This window comes from Oscillospiraceae bacterium (genome assembly GCA_015065085.1).
Taxonomy (GTDB): Bacteria; Bacillota; Clostridia; order Oscillospirales; family SIG627; genus SIG627.
Genome location: SVQW01000001.1, coordinates 481,183 through 504,737 on the forward strand (window position 1 = coordinate 481,183; position 23,555 = coordinate 504,737).

16 protein-coding genes are annotated in these 23,555 nt (G+C 38.8%); 4 read left to right on the forward strand and 12 right to left on the reverse strand.

The features are described 5' to 3' along the window. Positions 1 to 12: 12 nt before the first annotated feature. From E7588_02090 to E7588_02115, 6 genes are all read right to left on the reverse strand, one after another. The gene (locus tag E7588_02090) at positions 13 to 1,857 is read right to left on the reverse strand and encodes a hypothetical protein (GenBank protein MBE6688049.1); all 1,845 of its coding nucleotides are present in this window, start codon (positions 1,855 to 1,857) and stop codon (positions 13 to 15) included. 69 nt (positions 1,858 to 1,926) lie between these two features. Then, positions 1,927 to 2,268 carry a hypothetical protein gene (locus E7588_02095; protein ID MBE6688050.1) on the reverse strand — a complete coding sequence of 114 codons (342 nt, stop codon included), beginning with the start codon at positions 2,266 to 2,268 and terminating at the stop codon, positions 1,927 to 1,929. A 910-nt stretch (positions 2,269 to 3,178) separates the two neighbouring features. Beyond that, entirely contained in the window at positions 3,179 to 4,657 is a 1,479-nt protein-coding gene (locus E7588_02100; protein MBE6688051.1) for a DUF2075 domain-containing protein, read from the reverse strand. 13 nt (positions 4,658 to 4,670) lie between these two features. After that, positions 4,671 to 5,537, reverse strand: coding sequence for a hypothetical protein (locus E7588_02105; GenBank protein MBE6688052.1), 867 nt, complete (start codon positions 5,535 to 5,537; stop codon positions 4,671 to 4,673). Between the two features lie 648 nt (positions 5,538 to 6,185). Further along, positions 6,186 to 8,834, reverse strand: a complete 2,649-nt coding sequence (locus tag E7588_02110; protein MBE6688053.1) for an S-layer homology domain-containing protein — start codon at positions 8,832 to 8,834, stop codon at positions 6,186 to 6,188. Between the two features lie 585 nt (positions 8,835 to 9,419). Next, on the reverse strand, positions 9,420 to 10,439 hold the full coding sequence (locus tag E7588_02115) for an NAD-dependent epimerase/dehydratase family protein (GenBank protein MBE6688054.1): 1,020 nt from the start codon (positions 10,437 to 10,439) through the stop codon (positions 9,420 to 9,422). 113 nt (positions 10,440 to 10,552) lie between these two features. Here E7588_02115 and E7588_02120 point away from each other — a divergent pair, with 113 nt between their 5' ends. Next, the gene (locus E7588_02120) at positions 10,553 to 11,371 is read left to right on the forward strand and encodes a helix-turn-helix domain-containing protein (protein ID MBE6688055.1); all 819 of its coding nucleotides are present in this window, start codon (positions 10,553 to 10,555) and stop codon (positions 11,369 to 11,371) included. 283 nt (positions 11,372 to 11,654) lie between these two features. On the opposite strand, the gene E7588_02125 is transcribed toward E7588_02120, so the two are convergent. After that, entirely contained in the window at positions 11,655 to 12,965 is a 1,311-nt protein-coding gene (locus E7588_02125; protein MBE6688056.1) for a metallophosphoesterase, read from the reverse strand. 251 nt (positions 12,966 to 13,216) lie between these two features. On the opposite strand from E7588_02125, the gene ychF reads away from it, so the two are divergent. Then, a complete protein-coding gene (gene ychF, locus E7588_02130; GenBank protein MBE6688057.1) occupies positions 13,217 to 14,320 on the forward strand; it encodes a redox-regulated ATPase YchF in 1,104 nt (367 codons plus the stop codon). Between the two features lie 58 nt (positions 14,321 to 14,378). Here the strand turns inward: ychF and E7588_02135 are convergent, their stop codons facing one another. After that, positions 14,379 to 16,454, reverse strand: a complete 2,076-nt coding sequence (locus tag E7588_02135; GenBank protein ID MBE6688058.1) for a hypothetical protein — start codon at positions 16,452 to 16,454, stop codon at positions 14,379 to 14,381. Between the two features lie 116 nt (positions 16,455 to 16,570). Between E7588_02135 and E7588_02140 the strand changes: the two genes are divergently transcribed. Further along, positions 16,571 to 17,353 carry a helix-turn-helix domain-containing protein gene (locus E7588_02140; GenBank protein MBE6688059.1) on the forward strand — a complete coding sequence of 261 codons (783 nt, stop codon included), beginning with the start codon at positions 16,571 to 16,573 and terminating at the stop codon, positions 17,351 to 17,353. 28 nt (positions 17,354 to 17,381) lie between these two features. Here the strand turns inward: E7588_02140 and ilvN are convergent, their stop codons facing one another. Both ilvN and ilvB read right to left on the reverse strand, forming a co-directional pair. Next, positions 17,382 to 17,882, reverse strand: coding sequence for an acetolactate synthase small subunit (gene ilvN / locus E7588_02145; GenBank protein ID MBE6688060.1), 501 nt, complete (start codon positions 17,880 to 17,882; stop codon positions 17,382 to 17,384). Position 17,883: 1 nt separating this feature from the next. Next, the gene (gene ilvB, locus E7588_02150; GenBank protein ID MBE6688061.1) at positions 17,884 to 19,545 is read right to left on the reverse strand and encodes a biosynthetic-type acetolactate synthase large subunit; all 1,662 of its coding nucleotides are present in this window, start codon (positions 19,543 to 19,545) and stop codon (positions 17,884 to 17,886) included. Positions 19,546 to 19,713: 168 nt separating this feature from the next. Between ilvB and E7588_02155 the strand changes: the two genes are divergently transcribed. Beyond that, positions 19,714 to 20,757 (forward strand): hypothetical protein, encoded by a 1,044-nt coding sequence (locus E7588_02155; protein ID MBE6688062.1) that lies wholly within the window; start codon positions 19,714 to 19,716, stop codon positions 20,755 to 20,757. Positions 20,758 to 20,816: 59 nt separating this feature from the next. Here the strand turns inward: E7588_02155 and E7588_02160 are convergent, their stop codons facing one another. Next, a complete protein-coding gene (locus E7588_02160) occupies positions 20,817 to 22,067 on the reverse strand; it encodes an L-rhamnose isomerase (protein MBE6688063.1) in 1,251 nt (416 codons plus the stop codon). A 21-nt stretch (positions 22,068 to 22,088) separates the two neighbouring features. Then, positions 22,089 to 23,546, reverse strand: coding sequence for a rhamnulokinase (locus tag E7588_02165; protein MBE6688064.1), 1,458 nt, complete (start codon positions 23,544 to 23,546; stop codon positions 22,089 to 22,091). Positions 23,547 to 23,555 lie beyond the last annotated feature (9 nt).

The window sequence follows — 23,555 nt, forward strand, 5'->3', positions numbered from 1 at the left end:
TTTTAATAATTATTAATCTATTTTATCTGTTTGTGCATTGATTTCTAAATTCCATGATTCATATTTATTGTTATATCCAACAACAACAACATCAAACTCTTCACCAGTGCTAACTATATTAGATAAATTCTCTATAAATCCATGACCAAGCTTTTTAAATTCTGAAATATGAATACTACCTACAAACTCTTTGCCATATAAATCGAATTTAACCAACACAAAGTACTTGATTATCTTTGTAACTACAGCACATGTAACATCTCCAATTTCTGGCTTTTGATTGATATTTAATCCAATGTTGTTTCTACTTCCCAAAGACAATGCTCTGTGTAATGCAAAATGTACTGCTAATCTCCATTCATCAGATAAAATCAGCATGCCATCTCCCTTATGTTGCCAATGATAACTTTTGCTTTTAGGTAAAAAATTCCCAATAAAACCCAAGCGATAAAGATCATTTAATACTTGAAGAAAATCTGTTTGTAAAATAGTATTTGAATAATATTTTGATATTCTTTCTTTAAGTTGCGCGACAGAAAACACGGTTTTGTACCCTGTAAAACAACTAATAATTGTATCAATGTCAGCTGAACTGTACAAGGCACGTAATTCTTCTCTTATTTCACCCAAGCTCTCATCCGAATACGATTTAGTCAAACTATTTAACACAGCAACAGAAAAAGATTTATTATTGTTATAGATACAATTCTGCGCAGATGTGATAAGTCTAACCATATCACGAGGCTTACACCAACTATTGTTCAATATATATGCCGCCGCTTCTACGCCATGTATTTCCTCGGGGAACCATTTTTTATATATTTCAAAACTATCAACTTCTTCGCAATCTGAACATACAGCAATTCTTTTCAACAAAATCTGAATTATAGGGTGTGCATACGAACTTGTATTACTATAATTCCAATTTAACGGCATGGAAAAACCTGTTATTACTTTGTTTATCTCCTTAGTAATAACAAATCTTGAAATTGCATTAAGAATTTCACTTCTAACGGAACATATAATTTTCATTTTGAAATGCCGAGATTTAGTAATAACGGAATTTAAACGTTTAACTGTAAAAATCAAGTCTCTTATTAAGCACAAATCTCTCTTGAATATTTTCTCATCGCCAAAATATGCCTCCAATTCATCAACAAATATATTATAAGGAATATCTGTCCTATTTACTTTAGAAAAAGCTTTTTCAGCTTCATCGATTAGAGAGGTAAATTTTTTATAATTTTCTTCAGATATATTTTCTAAATCAACTTCAAATTCAGGACCCGTTTCTGTCATAGTAGAATTATCTTTAAAAGGCCAAGCCATTTTAATTTTATTAGGGATGATACTTTTCTTTGTGTTTATTGGATCTTTTATACTACTGACTAATTTTTCATACATTTTCCAATATTCATCATCAACAAATAAATTTCTACTACAGTCTTCGTTGTCGGAAACAATTCTTTTAAAAAATAACCATCTCCATATATATTCAAAATCACAACTATCGACCAATGCATTTTTTTCAACAGTTATTGAAGTTAAAATGCGCCGTGAAATTTCATTTAATTCACTTCTTTTTATATCTGTAAAATCGTCCTTAAAAAATATAAAAGAAGAACATGAGGCTTCATCCATTTCTTTAAACCTATTATCTAAGTAATACAATAATGCCGTTTTTCCAGTTCCTTTGAAACCAGTAATAAAACAATTAGAACCCGTTAGCAAAGAGTCTAAATTAAAATGTTCAGCAACAACAAACGTCCTAATAAACTCATCAGAAACACTGAAATTTATCTCATCTTTTGCGTCTGGTTTTCCAGAATAAATATCCTTAATAGCAATTTCTTTCATATAAACACCTCTATGTTTAGATGTAATTTGATTCATATCAAATCAGATTTAAGACTAATCTTCATTACATTATTCTTTAAATTTAAACAGTGAGTGGCCACATAACAAGCACATATTATTTTCTTTTGGATTCTCTGTCCCACATATAACACATCTGTTTTTCTCTATTTTTCTATTATGATCTACCAGCAATTCTTTAAGCGCACTAAAAAAATACACAACATCCCCAACACAATATTCACACGCATAATTCTCACTATTTTCGGGATTCTGTATATAATTCTTAATTTCTTTTTCATTTGATGATAAAATTTCTTTTTCTATAATTTTTCCATTATCCTTTTTTATAACAAGAACTATAACATTATCAACCTGGGCATATTGCCGTGTTAATCTTCCTAAACTACGCACACCTATACAGCTTTTTATACAAACATCAACAATTACACCCCTCCACGAGGTTACAAAAAGCGTATTTAACGTGTTTTTAGATAACCATGGTTGTGCTCAGCAGGGCAAGTAATACACAAATGTGTATTATTTCGTTCCGTAATAAATTGCTGTAACCACAACAAAAAATATAAATAATAGTTATTAAAATATCCACACCGATACATTTTAAAAGCACACAGATTTTTCTTTTATGTAAATACTGTTTGATATCTTCAGGCAAGACAGATGATAATTTACTCTTTGCTCTCTTCATTTTTCACCAACTTCTTTCTCCACAACCTCAAGTAATTAATCAAAACATGAAAGTGTATTAATTTCTAAGAACTCATCTGCTATAATAATCTTAAAGATGCACTCACATTATACCACTATTGGAATTAAGTGTCAAGTCATCATTTAAAGTTTGAGTATTGAAACTGCAAGGGGTCATCGGTTTCAATACAGGATACTTTCAGTGTAAGTTGAATATCACTATAAATCAAGTAAATCACGATAAAATACGGTTATGGTTTTAGACGCCGTTTCGGATGACGTATCCGAGATGGCAAGGAAAGTCATATAACTTTTTACTTGAAAGTGATATTGTATGCCTCGCCTCCATAACTCAATATCAAGTAATTGTAAAATCAAAAAATGCGTCGCACAAGCAAGCTTTACTTGCCATGCGGCGCATCGCTTTTTCTTAGCCTAAAAAGCCTTGGGCATTAATTTTACAAAAATCTATGGAAATTGTGACTAAAACAAAAGCACACATCCCTTGGCGAATTAAGCCTTGGGATGTGTGTCTTTTTGCACTAATCTAACCTGCTTTTCCGACAGGGGTTCAAGACGAGTAATTGTGACTATAAAAGCTATATGTTGTAAATTGTCAAGTACAATTCATTAATTTAATAATATTTTCTAGCAAATTCTCAGTACAAACTATTATGGCTAACTTACTCCTAACTCTCGTTAGTCCTTGATACAACAATTGTTCAAACAGATAGTTAGGATTTGGGTGTAAATTAGATATTAGCTTGCCATTCAAATAACGCCAATTATCATCCAACACCATACAAACAGCCTCAAACTCCTGTCCGACAACATTGTGTGTGTTGTACTTGCTTGCCTGATAATCCAACTTATGTTTATATCGCGAAGGTGTATACGAAATATACGTATAACCCTCTTCGGCTAAACTTTGTGCTCTTAAGTGAGCAGCTAACTTATCATTCTCATAAAACAGCCTCACATTGGGAAAAGCATATTCACTTCTGTATTTCGTCAAATCTCTAAGGCATGTAATAAATAATGCCAATTCAGGATTAGTCCTTATCTTATTTGTTAGTTTATAGACATGTTTCTTGCACAATTCTTCAATTTTTTTCGCAGTCTCCATTCTCACTTCGGACTTAGAAAGTACTTGTCCACCGTCATATGAAAATAAACATAAGGCTTTTGTTTTTGACACCCAGCGTTGTATCTCGTTAAAAGTATCGCTATAAAGACGATGTGCTTCATCCACAATAACAACATCTACATCTCTAATTTCTCTGAAAAGCAGTTCCTTGGCCGGAATGATTTTAATATTATCTAAGCACGCATTTAGAGTGTGATGACCTTCACATATAATACCACTATGAACAATCAGTACCTTATAGAACGCTGACAAATCACGAGCAATATCATATACCAAAAGTGTTTTTCCAGTTCCAGGACCACCTGTTATACCAGAAAAACACCCCTGCGTATTATTCCAAAATAACTCAATTATTGCCTTCTTAATGTTTTCTTGATTTTCGGTGAGCAAATATTCACGTTTCAAAAATTTTTCTGGAGAATTTAAAGGAGGGACAAGAGTATTTGCTGGAAGAAAAACTTTATCAAGATCTATTTTTTCGTTTTCCTCCATAGAAGCCATTATATTTTTCAATTGGATTATTGACGTTTCAACAAGTTCTCTTGTGTTCGTAACAGTATAAAGTTTGTTACTAGATGATACGAAAGTGAATGCAAAAGTGTTTGGCTTGTTAATTAGTTTTAAGTAATGTAAATTTTGCAATAGCTGGTGTTTGATTTTTTCATCGGATACTTCGCTACTTTTTAATTCGATGTTCAAGCAGTACGATGATGTTATTTTGAGCAAATCAAATTCCCTGTTTAACTGTGGGACACTATATCCGTATATAAAGCCGTCAAAGTTAACATCGTTTTTTCCGATGCTATCGACCAATAACTTTATATCAATAATTTCCTGGTGTCTGTATTGCTTAGTAAAACCACACAAATATCTTACATAATTCTCAGACAATACAGGATCATGAGATAATTTTATAATATCCATTAATGAGAAAACTTTGTTTTTCATATAGTATAATGTTTTATATCAAATTATAATACTCCATAGATTCCTTAACTAGACTATCAATAAGTTCTTTGTGCTTTTTATAATCATCGTAATCTTTAAGTCTAATATCAAATTCTCTCCAACGAGCGTAATATGTAACTTCAAGACCTGCTTCTTCAATCAACTTAATTCGTTTGGAGTCTTCTTCTCCCTTAATTATAAAGTAAAGATAATTCTTCTTAGGTTTAAATGCAACAAAGTTTTTAGCAACACCATCTTTAGCTAAACCAATGTAAAACTTATTATACTTCAGCTCATATCCGGTGAAAACATTTTGCAAATCGTCAAAAATGCTATCGACATTTTTCATCATTTTTATTGTGGCTTTGCTTTCCCAATAATTCCTGTCTGTAATTTCATAAGCCTCCTCTTCCTCTGTTCCCATTGTTAATCTATCCAAAACTTTTGTAAATGCCAGAGAAATACTATCGCCATCCATCTTGTATGCAGATACTTGTAAGGCAATCAAAGGAATCGAACCATTAAATAGCGAGATTACATTCATAAATCTCCCGGTTATTTCTTCAGCAACTATTACAGCACAGTGATCGTACTGTGGATATCTCTTTTTCTCTGTATCCCAATACTCTATTGTTCTAATAATATGACTTGGATCTGTCGCGCCGAGCTGAACTTCTATTTCATATCTTGTTCCGTTTTCATCAGCCATCAATAAATCCAATCTACCACCCATTGGTTGGATTTTTTCTCTCTGTATAGGAGTTAAATCTCCCAAGCCTAAGACACTCGGATTGTTAAATATATAACTCTGAATCATATCTTCTTTTATTTCTGCATTGTTTTTTAATGATACTTTTTCTAATTTTACCAATTTAGCCATAATACACCTTCATTTTTGTTTATAAATTTCCATTTAATCTTTTTTAATCAACAATTATTCTTTACCTTATAATCAAAACACTAGTAAACTTTCATGCAACATATTCTTCAATAGTATTATACCATCATTGTCGTTATGTGTCAATATATCATTTAAAGTTTCTGTATTGAAACTGCAAGGGTGCGGGGGGTGACAGTCATCGGTTTCAATACAGGATACTTTCAGTGTAAGTTGAATATCACTATAAATCAAGTAAATCACGATAAAATACGGTTATGGTTTTAGTCGCCATTTCTGAGACGATATCCGAGATGGCAAGTAAAGGTATATATTTTTTACTTGAAAGTGATATTGTATGCCTCGCCTCCATAACTCAATATCAAGTAATTGATAAAATCAAAAAATGCGTCGCACAAGCAAGCTTTACTTGCCATGCGGCGCATCGCTTTTCCCTACCCTCGATAGCCTTGGATAGTAATTTTACAAAAATCTATGGAAATTGAGCTTAAAGCAAACGCACACATCCCTTGGCAAATTAAGCCTTGGGATGTGTGCGTTTATGCGCTGTTTGTGATTCATTTTAAAACGGCATTAGTAATTATCAATGTGTCATAGTTCGTCATCATGCCATTTGCTTTGCCGGTACAATCAGTCAACATCCTTAATCGGCATAAAATCTTCCAACGGTACCGCACTCTGGATGCCTGTGTAAGGCTCGAGCACGGGAAGGGCATTGCTCTCTCTCCACGTATCCTCGCCATCCAGAAGATTTGCAGGGGTATGGGGCTTATTGCTCCAATAACGATCTGCGTTGGTGTAACTGGAAAAAGCCGCCGTGCCGCCTATACCTACCGAGAAAAACTTATTTAATGTACCGCCGAGATAGCCGCGGGAGTTGTTATGGAATTCGTTAAGCGACTGGTACCAGCCTATATCGTCTGCATCAAGGCTTCTGTATGCCACGACAAGTGCCTGCTCGATGGTACAGGTATCATTCGGAGCTATGGTGGTAGCGGTAGTGCCTTTGATGAGTCCCAAAGCATTCATAAATGCCATTGCTTTATTTGCCCAGTCGGGAATTTGATTACCGTCCGAGTAATTGCCCAGAGCAGAATCATATACAGTATATCTTATATCCGAATTATTACGGACAAACTGAAGTGCACGGTAGAGGAAAGTAGCCATCTGCGCACGGGTCAAAGTATCGTTGGGTGAGAAGGTATCGGGGCCGGTACCGTTGGTAATACCTGCCATGACAGCCTTTCTTACATATATGCTGTCTGTGTCGGAGAATGAACCTGACGGAGCGGCTTCAATCTCTCTGCCCAGCATTCTTTCGGTCATTTTAACTGCAACCGAAACAAACTGTTCTCTTGTGCAGGAAGCTGTATAGTTTTCACCGAGGAGTGCTTTGTCGGTAAGCTGAAGCTGGGTTGCCCAGCGTACCTCATCTGTTGCCCAGTCGCTTATTTTCGCGGTGGTTTCTCTATCGGGATATACCGCAAAGCCATGAGGTGCGGCCTTCTTAGTGGTTGCACTCATAACCATTTTTGAACAATAATCATTCCACTGAGTGTTAAGACGATCCATGTGCCATTCATACGTTACGTACTCATATCCGGGCTTACCGTAAAACTCAGCAAATTCCTTTTTGAAATCCTCTTCGGAATAGTTGAAAAAGTCCTCTTTCGGATTGATTCCGCAGTAAACACATTGCTTGAAGTATACTTTTTCGCCGTCGGCATTGAGACCTGCGTAGTTCTTATCGGCAAGCACTCTGTCGCCGTATACGTGTTCCATCCGCTCTATGCTGTAAACGTCATACTCGTCGGCTTCCTTAAAGGTGTGGTTGGGGTCATATTCACAGATATTGCAGAATTTGCAGGAATAGTAATAGGTTGTGGGGTGCTGACAGTTCACATACTCTGCCACGCGGTCGGCGGTGATTAAGGGATTGATAAACTTATGACCGGGACACCACAGCTCTGCGGCTGATTCACCCTTCTTGAATGCCTCATACACATCTCCCTCATAGAGATAAAGCTGGTAGTTGGAGTACGAATAGTTTCTTATCTCATCGGTATCGATCTCCTTAATTGATTGCGACATGATGGAATACCATCCGTCAGGATAAACATCCTTTGACAAAAAGAGTTTAAATGTTCCGACATTTGCTCCGCCGCTGCCGTAATAGCTGTCGCCTACTGCTGCATTAATATTGATTATTATATCGATGTTAATATTCGGAGCAATCCACAGCTCTTTCAGTTCATGGGTCCATTCGGCAAAGCCGCCACTGTATTGAGCATTTTTTTCAAAATCAAGCAGTATACGTTTTATGTAAGACAACTGATATTCCGGATCCTTGTAATTATGCGCATTTGCCAGATAACGGTCAAGCGGCATATCAAGACCAAAAACATAAGGATTGTCCATTATGTAGTCAACAAATTCATCGTTAAATATTAAATCGTCATTATGATTGTCCACACAATAATGGTCTGCCTGCTCCTTGGTAAGCACGTAGCTCATATCAATCTGACCCTCAGGAATAGGGGTTGTAAATTTATATGTTACATATGCCTCACGGTTGTTTTCCTTCTTTACGGTCGCCTGATTGCCGTTTACGGTGATTTTTGAAGCATCGGTCAAGGTATACTTATCTTCTTTAAACTCACTCTTTATGACAACCTTGAATTTAACGGAGTATTCCGCACCTGCAATGAATGTGCCGTCGTGACTGAATCTTCCTGTCCATTCAACATTGCTTACTGTTGTTTTTGCTCCTTTCTGAAGCGAGGCAGTCTTTGAGGGAAGCTGACCGGCGGTAGGCTCGGGAACGGTAATCGTCATCAGATTAACGTCAGCCTCTGCCATAAGCTCCGCCGCTTTATCATAATTTATTCCCACAGCAAAGGAGCGGGTTACTACCGCCTGCTGTTTATCGGCGGATATATCAATAACATTCGCAGTTAAATCGTTGATTTTTGCTTTTCCGGAAACAAACTTTATGTATTTATCCTGACCATCCTTAATGCGGATGGTAACACGTACTACATATGTTTTTCCTTTCATAAAGTTGCCGTTATTGTCGAATGTCCCCTTCCACTCAACATCTGTTACATATGTGCTTGCGGTTTCGGGCACAGATGCGGTTTCCGCAGGCTTTGCACCTGCTTTGGGCGCCTCTACCGTAACATTGAAAATGCTCACAGGAGAAGCTGCCATAGTTGTAACACTTACTATCCCCATAAGCATACATGCACATAAAAGCATACTAAAAATTCTTCTTTTCATAACATAATTTCTCCTAAATTTTAATCAAACAATGTTTAATCAGCTAAAAATGTTACTGTAATATTTATCAATTCATATTATACCACCATAGCGTAAAAGTGTCAACCCATCTTTAAAAGAATGTATATCCCTATATTATACCATTTACGCACATCAGTATATAGAACGCTTTAAAAGGTGGCTGTGCATGTTGACAAAATTATTGTGTTGAGGTATAATGTTAAAAAAAGAATATTTGTATCAAAATAAAAAAGCCTTTTAAAGTCAAGTAGTGTGCACTTAAAATTAAAAAATGCGTCAGCAAAAATTATGAAAAAAATTAAAATCTCACAGATAATGGTTTGAAATATGAAAACTGTGTTTCAAAAAGCTGCAGTGCCGAAACAGACGACCGGAAACACAGAAGCATTTAGGCAAGCGAAAAAAGGTACCGTGGAAATCAAGCCTCTTGATAATCGTAATAAGAGGTGAATTCAACGATACCTTCACTTTAAAATGTTCATTTTTGCGCGATGAGCTAAGATTTTTTAATGAATATGAAAGACGGCTTCATAAGCTCATCCTGCGGACATGCGGTATGTAAAATTATTTGTTGAAGTATTCATCAAGCTTACAGTTGATTTTAGTTGCCGATTCATTAATGAAGATGTCGGAAATCGAGCTGTAGCTTTCCTTGATTTTTTCGCACTCCAGCTTTATCGCATCCTTCAGCGGAGTTAAATCCTGTACTGACAATCCGGTTGCTGATAATACTTTTGAAATATCAACACTTCTGTCAAGAAGCCTGTCCTGATCAAGACCAAAAATGTCCCCTCTCGTGTTTGAAGTTCCGTATTTCAAATAGGTTTCTTTGTCGACCCATTCATAGTCTGTTCCTAAGTATTCTCTGTAATATTCAGCAAATTCACCCCATGTAAGTTTTTCGTGGCTTGCCAAGGTAAAAGCTTCACCGTAAGCCTTCGGATTCAGGACAAGGCGAGAAATGTATTTCGCGGTGTTGCCTGACCAGTTGTAACCTGCTACTACGTCTTTGCCTTCAACTGGCAATAGAACCTTCTTTCCTTCTAAGCTTCTCGGTATCAGAATGGGAGCAGGTGTTGTAATGAGAGAAAGACTGCGGTAGTAAAACGATATAACAGGTCTTATGATTGTCACCTTGTTCTTATACGGTGAAGCGTTTATAATTCTTTCACAACGGCTTTTGTACATTGCATAATTTTCTTCATTGAGTAAATACGGATCATCTGTAACATCAATGAGTTGGGGTGAAGTTTCCTTTATCGGGTGTTCAAGATCGGCATAAACACGATATGATGAGAGAAAGATAAGCTGTGAAGCGTTGTCTGCAAGCAAGTTCAGTCTTTCAGTGTACATTTCGGGATTGTAGTGATGAAAGTCGATGATAGCATCGTATTTTTCACCTTGCAAAATATCTTTCAATACGTTGTTGTCGTATGAATTTACTTTGAAGTATCTTACCTGACTGCTGTTTTCAAGACTATCTTGGGTTGTTACATCAATTGAGTATCCAAGCTCCGAAAGTTCACGGACTGTATGTGAACCGATTGAACCGGTGCCACAGAGAATAAGTATTTTACCTTTCATTTCTTAAAACCTCCCATGTTGTTTGTACTTCTATTATAAACATTTATACTGCTTCTGTATATTGTTTTTTTAATGTAAAATACCTATTTTTTAACCAAAAAGGAGTGAAACATATGAAAAGTGTGCCCATCGCAAAATTTGATGATAAACAGAAAAAACCTATAAATCTATTTGCTGATAAAAGAATCACTTGTAAAAGTATACCACATTCCCATAATCATTATGAGCTGGAAATGATTGCGAGCGGAAGTGGTGAATCGGTGCTTAATGGCGAAAAAATCGAACTGAAACGAGGAAGCGTGTATATCCTCAAGCCTTCCGATGTTCACAGCCTTTGTGCTTTGCCGGATAAAAGCCTTGAAATAATGAACATTTCCTTTCTTGAGGGCACCTTTTTTAAGGAATTATCTGTTCCCGTGCTTTTTGGCAAAAAAGTAAACATTGCTGTTTTGGATGAAGAAGACATAAATATGGTGTTGTCGGTTTTTATGGTAATGGAGAATGAACAGCAAAAAGGTAAACCCGACGTAGGTATTATGCAGGGGTGTGCAAATGTAATACTTAGAATTATAATGCGAAAAATGGACTGGGATTTTACCCCAAAACGACAGGACGAGCTTGCGGATGCACTTCATTTTATTTCCGAGAATTTCTGTGACCATATAGACCTTACATCCGTTGCAAGACATGTTGGATTCACTCCACAGTATTTTTCAAAAATATTCCACCAAAGAATTGGAAAAAGCTTTAAAAAATATCTTTCGGAATTAAGAATAACGTATGCTGTAAAACTGATGAAATATAACGGATTTAATTCAACCGAGGCAGCCTTTGAATGCGGGTACAATTCCTATTCTGCATTTCTCAAGGCTTTTAAGGAACACACAGGAGTGTTGCCGAAAAACTATATGATGTATAAAGACGAAATGTAAAAACATATTTTTCAATCAAATCCAACACATATTTTACTTGCATGCGGCGCATCGCTTTTCCCTGCCCCGATAGCCTTGAACAGAAATTCAACTGAAATCTTCGAAAACCGAAACTAAAACAAATGCACACACCCTTTGGCAAATCAAGCCTCGGGGTGTGTGATTTTTCAGCTGTCATTATTGTTTTGAAAATTCAAGAGAGCTCATTTGACATAAAATTTTTTCAATACAAATCTTCAAATTTCTTCACTCTTCAATGCCTATTGCTGATTTTATAAAATACTCATTTTGCTTTCACAACAAGCGGTGTTTTGCTTTTGTTAAAGAACCAATCTCTTGCGTACACCTTAAATTCATATGCTGTTCCGGGGTTAAGTCCGCCGATTGCAATAGAATAGTAATCACTGTAAAACTCGCAGGAAGCATCTATGTGGAATTCTGCATTAACGGAATTTTCACCAACCAAGTTACCGTCCATATCGTATACCTCAAGGAGATATGAATGTATATTGTCTTTCTTTTCCGCAGCCGGAAAATAAAGCGTTGCATATGTATCCTTTTTATCTATTCCCATATATGCTGTTTTCGCAAATTCTGCAGGAACAGATGCGGCCTTTCTGCTATTGACGTCATATACTTTTTCACCGATTTTAAAATGCCAGTCTTTTCCGCATGATTTGGTGCAAACCGAAAAATCCTGTTCCTTCTTTTTACCTTCGGTAAGCGCTATCATTTCATCCGTCCAGAAGCTTAAACGCTCAAGATTTACCACATCATCTTCAACAGTCATATAAAGAGCATGTTTGGTTCTTAAATTTTCACCATTTATAGGTTTTTCACCGTCATGTCCGTAATTCAGAGTAGAACAGTTTACGGTAGTATAATTTGGTGCACCCTCTTCGCTTGGCTGCCATATAGCGGCTTCGTTTACAATTGAAGTATGGGTATGACCTGTAAAAATTACAAGGTTCTCAAAATCACGCACGTTTTCGGGATCGGATGCCAGTTTATATTTACCTGGTGTTGTATTCTTTAAAATATCATGCTGAATATAGAACACCGGCTTTCCCGCATTTTCTCTGCAGGCTTGTTCGATAAATGGTTCTGCAAGCGTTTCTTTTCCCCAATGTGCACCTATAAAAGTGTACCCACCAACTTCTTTTTTGACAACCGGACTGTATTGTTCGCTGAAGACAGCAAGCCAGTGTTCAAAATCACCGCCATTAAGTTTTTCCTGCATTTGAACCCGATTATCATGGTTGCCGTAAATACACATAAGTACGGTTGATGTTCCTGAAAACACTTCATCAAAAATCGCCTTTAATGTGCCGATTTCTTTCCTCGAATTCAATGTTCCTTTTTCATGTGACCAAGTCTCGTAATCGCAGGCATTTGACATATCACCGGGAACAAGAATAAGATCCACACCGCGGTTTTTAAACCAATAAAGCGTGTATCTCCACCATTCCTTTTGCATTTCACCGTAGTATCCGATTTTTCCCAAATGACCAAAGTATTTAGGGTCATTATGACCGTTAAAGCCAATATGCAGATCGCTTATTATTCCTACTCTTAATTTATTACCGGTATCCATGCTGTTTCTCCTTCCAAGCGCGTAATTTAAATCTAATACAAATATTATAGCATACTGTTAGTTTAAATTCAATACGAAAATGAGTAACACATCACTTTTAACAATTATGATATATTGAGATTTCGATTTTAATAAATTTACAATCAAAAATATATTATCTATTGAAAAAAACGGCATAATGTGTTATAATATCAAAAAGTAACCATTTGTAAAAGTAAGGGTAATTCCTTAAAATAAAGGAGATGCAAAAAATGAAACTTGGTATAGTAGGACTCCCTAATGTGGGAAAAAGTACTCTTTTTAATGCGATAACAGGTGCAGGTGCTGAAAGCGCCAACTACCCTTTTTGCACTATTGACCCCAATGTTGGTGTTGTGTGTGTTCCTGACGAAAGACTTGATAAGTTAGCTGAAATGTATTCTCCCGAGAAAATCACTCCGGCTATTATTGAATTTGTGGATATTGCAGGGCTTGTAAAAGGCGCTTCTCAGGGTGAAGGCCTGGGAAACAAGTTTCTTTCTCACATCCGCGAGGTTGACGCAATTGTTCATGTTGTCAGATGCTTTGAAAACAGCAATATAATTCATGTCGACGGCTCAATCGACGCAAAGCGTGACTTAGACGTAATCAACATGGAGCTTATACTGTCTGATATTGAAATTGTAGACAGACGTATTGACAAGGACCGCAAGGTTCTTAAGGGTGACAAAACGATAGAGCCCGAGCTTAAATTACTCGAACGCGTTAAGGAAGTGCTCGATAGCGGTGTTTCTGCGCGTACAATCGAGTTGACTGCAGACGAAAAGGAAATTCTTGACACCGTTCCTTTGCTCAGCCGCAAACCTGTTATTTACGCCGCAAACATTAACGAAGATGAAATTGCGGACATTGATGACCTTGAGAACAAAAATCCCTACTACGCCGCAGTTGTTGCACATGCACGTGAGGAAGGCTCGGGTGTTATTCCGATTTGCGCAGGAATTGAGGCTGAGTTGGCAGAGCTTGATGATGATGAAAAAGAAATGTTCCTCGCCGACCTGGGACTTAAGGAATCCGGTCTCAACAAGCTTATTAAAGCAAGTTATTCGCTTCTTGGTCTCATCAGCTTTTTGACGGCGGGTCAGCCTGAAGTTCGTGCATGGACAATTACAAACGGCACAAAAGCTCCACAGGCAGCAGGTAAAATACACTCGGATATTGAACGTGGTTTTATTCGTGCCGAAGTTATTTCATATAACGACCTCATGAGCTGTGGCGGAATGACCGCGGCAAAGGAAAAAGGTCTTGTACGCAGTGAAGGAAAAGAATACGTGATGAAAGACGGAGATGTGGTCCTCTTCCGTTTCAATGTTTAATTCGTGATAAAACAAATACCTCACCGAAAACGGTGAGGTATTTGTTTTGTTAAGATAATTATTTGTGAGCTTCGATGATGATATAATCAAAGCCCTTAAGCGACACTTCAAACGTACCGTCTGAGCTAAGTTTTTCGTCGGTCATTGCATTGGTTACGTTTTTATATTCACTTTCCAATTTGAAGGATGCATCAAAAGCTTTTTCGAACGATGCGCATATTGCCAAAAGCTTATCATCAAATTGGAAAACGCTCACCTTGACGTTAGGGTTACTGCACTTAATGGCAGGCTTTATATCACTGTAATATGATATAAACTGCGCTTTTTCAACATCAAATCGATCGTAGATCTTCCATATTTTCGACATGATTTCAAGCGGTTCACCGGCGTCATTAGATTTAGGAATGATTCCGAAAGGCAGGCAGGTAGCAAGAGCCATATTGAAATCCCATACAGGCGGATTAAGATAGCAAAGCATGTAAACGGGAATACCCATATTTCTGCCGGTGTAAAGACCCCTGAAATAATCATCCGGCAACTTTTCAAGCTTACCATTCATAAATGCCGATTGGAATGCCTCACCATCCCAAAGAGAGGTGGCAAACGAAAGTGCGGGAAGATTAAACACCGAGCCTGCGTGACAGTTAATGATACCGCCTCGTTTTTCTACAATAATTTCGTACAATTTCTTCATGGTTTTGCGCGTTCCCCAAACAGGGTACGTATAGTGCAATTTACCGTCGGGTGTGCGGAAACCGCAACCATGTTTAGTGTTGAGACAAACGCGCTGATAAGGCGTTCCGTCAAGATAAACACCGTCAAAGTGAAATTCATCTATGAGTTTTTCCAGATTTTCCGTAAAATACTCTGACCAATCGGAATTCTGGCAAACCTGTATATCTCTCTGCGGAGGTCTGCGATTCCAATACCACCGATTGTTTGACTCGGTTGACAACGCTATCGTTTCGTGGTATTTCTCATGAAAATACGGTGCCAGCGTTGACATTTCGTATCCAAAATACGGAACAACTTTCATTCCTCTACGGTGTGCTTCATCGACTATGTAACGGATTCTGCGTGCGGTACGTGTCGTGAGCCTTGGAGAATTTTGCATATCATTCCACTTTTCATGGAGATAAAGTACATTAACTCCCAGTCTTTCAAGGCGGTCAAACGTGATTTCATCCGTGTCGCCAAAAGGCTTGGAAAGGAATTCTTCATAGTCATCGGGGATTTTTTTGAAGCAATCGATGTGAACAGCTTTTTCCTTGAAAATATTTTTAGGCATTGGTTTTATCGGTGTCGCCATCATGCCGAAACGGAATGTTATGGGGAACAGATTTATACCCTGTGCCTGTGTATGCTCCTTCCAGAAATGAGGTTCTTCATCAAAAAGCCTTATGCGAAGTAAGACATGATCTTCTTTTTTAAGGATTTCCATGCAGTCCTTATTATCAAACGGTTCAAAGTTCACCTGGCTGTCGAAGCAGATAAAAAAGCCGAGATTATCATTGGAAAGGAATATCTGTTCTCTGAACGGCAATGATAGATCCTTGGTGAGAAGTCCCGCTCGTTCAAAGGCTTCCATGCCCTCGTCATTGCCCCAGACATGATTTTGGAAGTATGTTGCACACTCAGTCTTAATAGGTATTTCCAACCACAAGCGCGTAAGTCGGTAATCGTAAGGACCCATTGTCTCTACATTGATAAGATTTCCGCGAGGCGCAATTTTCACAGTGGTATCAATGCAACCGTCATATTCAATGTGCATAGCCGTGTTAATGATAAAACGGCTTGTTTGAGATGTGGAACAAATTTCAGCAAAGGATTCGTCGGAGTCATCCATTACAAAGTTCATCCAATCTTTCCATTCACAGTCAATGCCGTCCTCTGTTCCAACGAAGCGAACAGGACCTGCAAGAATCTCTTGATTCTGTGAGATTACAGATTGCAAAAACGAATAATTGCCCGAAGCATATTCCCTTCCCCATACACCGGCTTTTATTGAATTGCCATCTTCATTTACCGTTACGGGGGTCCATGGTGCCATAACTTTTTCTTTCATTTGAGTTCCTCCCTGATTTAACCGCTTATTACAAAAATATATAATATTTAACATCCCGTTTTTACACATTAATAATACAGCATATTTGCTTCTTAAGCAATATATACAACGACATTTTTTTGTATAAAACGATTTTTATATTGAAAAATAATACACTTTGTGATATAATTCCTTCGGGTGATTAAATGGATAATGCTATTGATTTTTATATTAATAACATCCTGACTATTATACGTAAAAGCGGTGGCAGTGAAGGATTTGTATTTGATTGTCCTCGACGTGAAGCCGATGGGTTTGTATATTTCACCAAAGGAAATGGTACATTCACGGATGAAAGCGGTCACGCGTACAGTGTCGGTGATTCGACGCTTGTTCTATTAAAAATTGGTGACAAATACAGATTTGACATCGTTGGTGAGTACAGCTATATAACAAGTGCATTTAGTTTTATGGCAAAAGACAATGATACATTCGCTCCCCTGCCTAAAGTTATTACCTGTTCCAAATCTCAGGAATACGAAATTGAGGAAATACTTGACCATTGGCAATCCAGAAATCTCGACAGCTACATGCGTTGCAAGCTGTGCATACTTAATTTTTATCTGGATTTAATGAGTAGCATCCAAAACACGCAAAACACATGTGATGAAATTGTTTCTAAGGCAGTAAAGTTTATACGCGAAAACTTCAAAACCAATTTTTCCGGAAAAGAACTTGCATCTTACTGCGGTGTATCCCAATCAAATCTTCGCATGAGGTTTCGTTCACAGATTGGTACGAATATTACCGGTTATCGTGATTCATTAAGAATTACGGTTGCAAAAGAAATGCTTTCCAGTCATTTATTTTCAATAAAAGAGACGGCATATGAGCTTGGTTACTGCGATGTATATCATTTTTCAAAGGTGTTCACTGCCGTTGTCGGAACAACACCTGCAAAATTTTCCAAAATCAAACAGAAAAGCTGAATTGTCATTACAGACAATTCAGCTTTTTTTAATCAGCCTCAGAAATGGTTTTGCTACCGCGTTCCAGTGAGACAACTCCTGTGCGACATATTTCCAGAATAGTAAATTCTCTCATGAGTGCAATAAAAGCATCAATTCGCTTGCTATTGCCGGTTATGCGCATCACCATAGAATCCAACGTGTAATCAACGGTTTCTGCCTTGAACGCTTCAGCCGCCGCACGTATGTCTTCACGTGTGGAAGCCTCATTTTTCACTTTAATGAGCATCAGCTCACAGTTAACGCTGTTTTCGTTCTCAAGTTCCTTGACTTTAAGCACATCCGGAAGCTTGCAGAGCTGATTTATAATCTGATTATTTAACTCTTCTTCACCGTTATATGTAACCGTGATACGCGAATACTCATCCGATTCGGTTTCACTTACGGTAAGAGAGTTAATGTTAAACTGTCTTCTGCGGAACATGCTGGTCACACGGTTAAGAACACCTGCCTGGTTTTTTACCAAAACAGCTATTGTGTATTTAGGCATATTATTCACCAACCTTTACTATGATTTCTTCCGCCGTGCCGCCGGGCGGCATCATTGGAAGAACCAGTTCGTCTTTATCAATTCTGCAGTCTATCAAAAACGGGCAGTCGGAAGCAAACGCTTTTTCATATGCGCGACCTAATTCGTCAGGACTGTTCACACAAACAGCATCTGCGCCGAAAGCCTTCATGATTGCAATAAAATCTGTTTTTCGGTCAAGAACAGTAGCAGAGTAGTGTTTATCGTAAAAAAATGTCTGCCACTGCCGCACCATTCCAAGAACACCATTGTTCAGCATGAGTATAACAACCGGTATCTTGTTTGAAACCGCAGTTGCAATTTCATTGAGCGACATACCAAAGCTTCCATCTCCCGTAATCAGAACTGTCCTCTTACCTGTTCCGAAATATGCACCAATTGCCGCACCGATGCCAAAGCCCATAGTTCCCAGACCCCCGCTGGTAACAAATCTTCTGGTTTTTGAAAATTTCACTATCTGTGCTGCCCACATCTGATGCTGACCCACGTCGGTTACAACAGGAGTGTCTGCGTCAAGATATTTATTTAAAGCACTAAGAGCAATGTGAGGTGTAAGAAAATTGCGGTTATCCGCACAAGAGTTTTCATATTCTTTGAATTTTGACACCTGCATCATCCATTCAGTGCGCTTTTTCTTCTTAAGAGCAGATATGAATTTTTCAAGTGTAAGTTTAACATCGCCCTTTAATTCAAATGCAGGAAAAACATTTTTAGAAAACTCGGCACTGTCGACATCAATATGTATTATTTTTGCAGACGGAGCAAATTTGGATGCATCACCTGTGGCACGATCACTGAAACGCACACCCAGTGCAAGTATACAATCTGCGCTTGCCATAGCCGCCGAAGAAGCATATCTGCCGTGCATACCCTGCATACCAAGAAAACGGGGATGATCGGACGGAACACCCGAAATACCCATCAAAGAGCACCCTATCGGTGCATCAATCAAATCAGCAAGCCGAATTATCTCATTTTCTGCACCCGAAATTATTGCACCGCCGCCAAAGTATATAAAAGGACGTTTGGCAGATCTCAGACACTTAACGGCGTCCGAAATATCCTCACAACCATACTTCTCCTGTTGACTAACGGCTGATTTCGATTCATACTCGCATTCTGCTGTTTGTACATCTTTAGGTACATCAATAAGAACAGGGCCAGGTCTGCCGGAGTTTGCAATGAAAAAGGCTTCGCGGATAGTATCTGCCAATTTATCAACAGAGTCAACAACGTAGTTATGCTTTGTAATGGGAAGAGTAATACCCGTGATATCTATTTCCTGGAATCCGTCGGTGCCGAGCTGATAAGTAGGAACATTCCCGCAAATTGCCACGAGTGGTACAGAATCAAGATGAGCGGTTGCGATTCCCGTAACAAGATTTGTAGCACCCGGACCCGAGGTGGAAATAACAACACCCACCTTACCCGTAGTGCGTGAGTATCCGTCTGCGGCATGCGCCGCACCTTGCTCATGTGCCGTGAGAATATGCTTTATTTCGTTCTGATATTTATACAGCGAGTCATATACATCTATTATCTGACCGCCGGGATATCCAAAAACGGTGTCAACACCCTGCTCAATAAGCGTTCTGACAATTATATCAGCTCCTGACAGCACCATTGCGCTTCTCCTTTACATAGTTTTATAAACTTCAAAAATACCACAATTTTCAATAGTATATCACAACTAAATTAAATATTTTGTAACAAATTATGTATAAATATTGACTTATCTTTTTTCACATGTTATAATGAACACGTTAAAATTAATAAAATTCGAGGAGATATTATGAAAAAGTACATTCCGATAGCACTTCTTGTTCTAACCTGCTTATTTAGTATAATCTCACTGTTTCACGTTAGTGAATTGAATGATGAAGTGAAAAATCTTAAAACAGCATATAACAATTCTATCAATGACATTTCGAGATCAATAAATAATATACATTCCTCAATTGACAATAAACTCGAACAGCAAGCAAATCTTCTTTCATCTACGGAAAGTGAGTATATCAAGCCCGACATTCCCAACAAAACCGTGGTTCTTCGTTATTCTGTACTTCCCAAGCAGTTCGCCCCCGATACAACCGCCGTGTGTGTTATTTGTAACGATACACCTTACCCTATGACATACGAAAATGGTAAGTATATTGCCGATATTACATTGCCCTTGTTTGAAGAATCACAAATCACAGCCGTACAGCTTGACGACAACGGCACTATACGTACACAATCCGTGAGAGATTACTACTCTCCAAAATATGATTTCATTCCCAGCGTCTATGCTCATTATATCGGCAACAGCAGAGGCGTGTACGCAAATGAAGTGTATCAGAAAAAATATAACGGTGACATTGAAATCCGACTTGAATCCAAAGGCAGAGAGGTTAAAGCTGAAAAAATCATGCTTCTCGAGTACATCAACGGCGAGCTCATAGCAACAACAGAAATCCCCGAAAATCACAAGCGTACTCTTTCAACTTCGGGTAGTACCATTCACGCAACGCAAGAAGCTGCTGTGCCTGTCGACGGTTATAAAGCAACTGACCCGTATTACTATTTTTATGATAAAACTGCAGCAATACCTTACGATAGTATTTACGAATTGTACGTTGAAGTCGTAGACACATACGGTCTGCGTCACCGCGTTCTTGTTGATATTGAGAAAATTGACAAAAATGGCAGAAATGTTGATTTAATAATGTACCACGGCATGGAAGGAACGATTTATGACATGCAGGGAAATTTGCTCTGTGCTCCCGGTGTTAGCGTCACCATAGGCGGCAGCGATTACGAAGTAAGACAGAAAATTGAAACAGCAAGCGGAAAATAAGCGATTAACAGTATATAAAAATCGGTCAGGTTAAACCTGACCGATTTTTGTATGTGTAATTATCTCTTGGAAAGTACTTCTTTTTCGTACTTTTCGATTTCGTCAAACCATGATGCATCAGCCTTAACGCCGCAGTTTTCACAATACTGTGCCCAGATATCGCCGAAAGGCATCATCTTGAGTTCTTCCTGAAGAACCATCAGTTTTGTAAATTCGCCCTTCTCCTGAAGTTCCTTAAGCATCGCATGAGGTGTGCAAAGCGCCATGAGAAGCGCCTTCTGCCAACTTCTGAAACCTACAACCCATGCGGATACACGGTTTATGCTTGCATCAAAATAGTCAAGCGCCATGTAAACACGGTTGAGAGCATCACAACGAACGATTTCCTTAGCCATTTCCTTGGTTTCGTCATCAAGGAGCAGTACATGGTCGGAATCCCAACGGATACCACGGGTAATATGTAAAGCAACCTCAGGGAAGTAGCAAAGAAGTGCAGGAATCTTATCGGAAACAACCTCGGTAGGATGATAATGACCGTTATCCATGAGAGGCAGACAGCCCTCGTGGGTAGCAGCAAAAGTAAGAGTGAATTCAGCAGAACCTACGGTATAGGACTCAACACCGATGCCGAACACCTTGGACTCTACGCAAATCTTAACCTTAGCGGGATCAAAAGGCTCGGACATAATTTCCTCGATGGACTTCTTGTACTGCATACGAGGACCCATGCGGTCAGCGGGAACATCCTTAAGACCGTCGCCGATCCAGATGTTCATAACACAAGGGATACCGGTTTCTTCAGCAAAATACTGAGAAATACGAACGCACGCCTTACCGTGTTCAACCCAGAATTTTCTGATTTCTTCATTGGAGCTTGCAAGTGTAAGACCATCAGCCTTGGGATGAGAGAAGAAAGTGGGGTTGAAGTCGATACCCATGTTGTTCGCCTTTGCAAACTCTACCCATTTAGCAAAGTGCTTGGGTTCAAGCTTGTCACGGTCGGTATAACCGCCTTCTTCAAAAATAGCGTAGCAAGCATGAACATTAAGCTTCTTCTTGCCGGGGCAAAGAGACATTGCCTTAGCCATGTCAGCCATAAGCTGCTCGGGAGTTCTTGCTTTACCGGGATAGTTACCGGTTGTCTGGATTCCACCGCTGAGAGGACCGTCATGGTCAAAACCAATAACGTCATCGCCCTGCCAGCAGTGCAGAGATACAGGAATTTCAGAAAGCTGTTTGAAAGCCTTCTCGACATCTATGCCATATGCGGCATATTTCGCTTTAGCGAGTTCAAAAGCCTGGTTGCTCATTGTTTTGTTTCTCCTTTAATTTTATATCAATTTAATAAATCTTTCGTATGCGGCATCCCATGCCTCGGTGTTTTCGGGTTCGTATTTTACTATTTCAAAGGAATTTCTGATTATATGGCGCGCTTCCGCGATATCCTTGATTTCACCCATGGAAATAGCCTGCACAACAATATTACCGATAGCTGTTGCCTCAACGGGACCTGCAAATACAGGACGTCCGCAAGCACTTGCACAGAAACGGCAAAGAGGAGCCTCTTTTGTTCCACCGCCGACAATGTTAATAAAGGGAGTTTTCTTGCCCTTGAGCTCGTCGATTTTTTCAACAGTATATCTGTACTTAAGCGCAAGGCTTTCAAAGATACAACGGATTATCTCGCCCTTGGTTTGAGGAACGTACTGGCCTGTCTTTTCGCAGAACTCGGCAATTCTCTTAGGAAGGTTGCCGGGTGCCATAAAGGACGCATCATCGGGATTGATGAAGCACTTGAAGGGTTCACTTGCCATTGCTGCATTGGAAAGCTCGTCGTAGGTGGTTTTTTCACCCTCGCGTTCCCACTGGCGCTTGGATTCCTGTTCAAGCCACAGACCCATAATATTTTTGAGGAAACGGATGGTATTACCGTAACCGCCCTCGTTTGTGAAGTCATACTTTTCGGAACCTTCATTGATGATAGGTTCGGGAATTTCGGTACCCATAAGAGACCATGTTCCACTACTGATAAATACGAAATCTTCTGTTTTTGAGGGTACGGCAACAACCGCAGAAGCAGTATCGTGTGCACCTATATTGATAACAGTTGCATCAGTCTTACCGATTTCATCGATAACTGCCTGAGAAAGAGGTGCAAGCTTTGTGCCGGGCTTAACTATATCTCCGAGAAGCTTGGTCGGGATGCCGAATTTATCAAGAAGGTCATAGGACCAATCCCTTTTCTTGGCATCCAGCATCTGAGAAGTGGAAGCAATTGTATACTCGGTTGCCATTTTTCCGGTGAGGAAATAGTTGAGAAGGTCGGGAATAAACAGCATGTTTTCAGCACGGCTAAGTGCATCCTTGTCAGCGCTGATAAGCTGATAAAGAGTATTGAAATTCATGAACTGAGTTCCTGTTATTCCGTAAACATCGGACTTGGGAACGATTTTGAATGCATCCTCAAAATTGGCAGTGCGAACATCTCGGTAGTGATAGGGATTTTCCATAAGCTGACCGTTTTTGTCAATCAAACCGTAGTCAACACCCCATGTGTCAATACCAATACTCTTAATGCCGACATTATCGTTAATGGTTTTTCGGATAGAAGTCTTGATTTCGTGAAAAATTCTCAGTATATCCCATCTGAAGGTACCGTTAACCAAAACAGGTTCGTTGGGGAAACGGTGATTTTCTTCAAGGTGAAGCTTTTCGCCGTCGAAGCTACCGATTATACCGCGTCCGCTGGAGGCGCCCAGGTCGATAGCAAGCATTTTTAAATTAGCCATAATAATTCC

What these genes read in the sequence shown, in the direction of transcription:
- E7588_02160 (MBE6688063.1), bottom strand. Translation starts at nt 22,067, where the DNA reads ATGAGCAACCAGGCTTTTGAACTCGCTAAAGCGAAATATGCCGCATAT.
- E7588_02140 (MBE6688059.1), top strand. Translation starts at nt 16,571, where the DNA reads ATGGATAATGCTATTGATTTTTATATTAATAACATCCTGACTATTATA.
- E7588_02110 (MBE6688053.1), bottom strand. Translation starts at nt 8,834, where the DNA reads ATGAAAAGAAGAATTTTTAGTATGCTTTTATGTGCATGTATGCTTATG.
- ilvN (MBE6688060.1), bottom strand. Translation starts at nt 17,882, where the DNA reads ATGCCTAAATACACAATAGCTGTTTTGGTAAAAAACCAGGCAGGTGTT.
- E7588_02125 (MBE6688056.1), bottom strand. Translation starts at nt 12,965, where the DNA reads ATGGATACCGGTAATAAATTAAGAGTAGGAATAATAAGCGATCTGCAT.
- E7588_02120 (MBE6688055.1), top strand. Translation starts at nt 10,553, where the DNA reads ATGAAAAGTGTGCCCATCGCAAAATTTGATGATAAACAGAAAAAACCT.
- E7588_02090 (MBE6688049.1), bottom strand. Translation starts at nt 1,857, where the DNA reads ATGAAAGAAATTGCTATTAAGGATATTTATTCTGGAAAACCAGACGCA.
- E7588_02155 (MBE6688062.1), top strand. Translation starts at nt 19,714, where the DNA reads ATGAAAAAGTACATTCCGATAGCACTTCTTGTTCTAACCTGCTTATTT.
- E7588_02115 (MBE6688054.1), bottom strand. Translation starts at nt 10,439, where the DNA reads ATGAAAGGTAAAATACTTATTCTCTGTGGCACCGGTTCAATCGGTTCA.
- E7588_02135 (MBE6688058.1), bottom strand. Translation starts at nt 16,454, where the DNA reads ATGTGTAAAAACGGGATGTTAAATATTATATATTTTTGTAATAAGCGG.
- E7588_02105 (MBE6688052.1), bottom strand. Translation starts at nt 5,537, where the DNA reads ATGGCTAAATTGGTAAAATTAGAAAAAGTATCATTAAAAAACAATGCA.
- ilvB (MBE6688061.1), bottom strand. Translation starts at nt 19,545, where the DNA reads ATGGTGCTGTCAGGAGCTGATATAATTGTCAGAACGCTTATTGAGCAG.
- E7588_02165 (MBE6688064.1), bottom strand. Translation starts at nt 23,546, where the DNA reads ATGGCTAATTTAAAAATGCTTGCTATCGACCTGGGCGCCTCCAGCGGA.
- ychF (MBE6688057.1), top strand. Translation starts at nt 13,217, where the DNA reads ATGAAACTTGGTATAGTAGGACTCCCTAATGTGGGAAAAAGTACTCTT.
- E7588_02100 (MBE6688051.1), bottom strand. Translation starts at nt 4,657, where the DNA reads ATGAAAAACAAAGTTTTCTCATTAATGGATATTATAAAATTATCTCAT.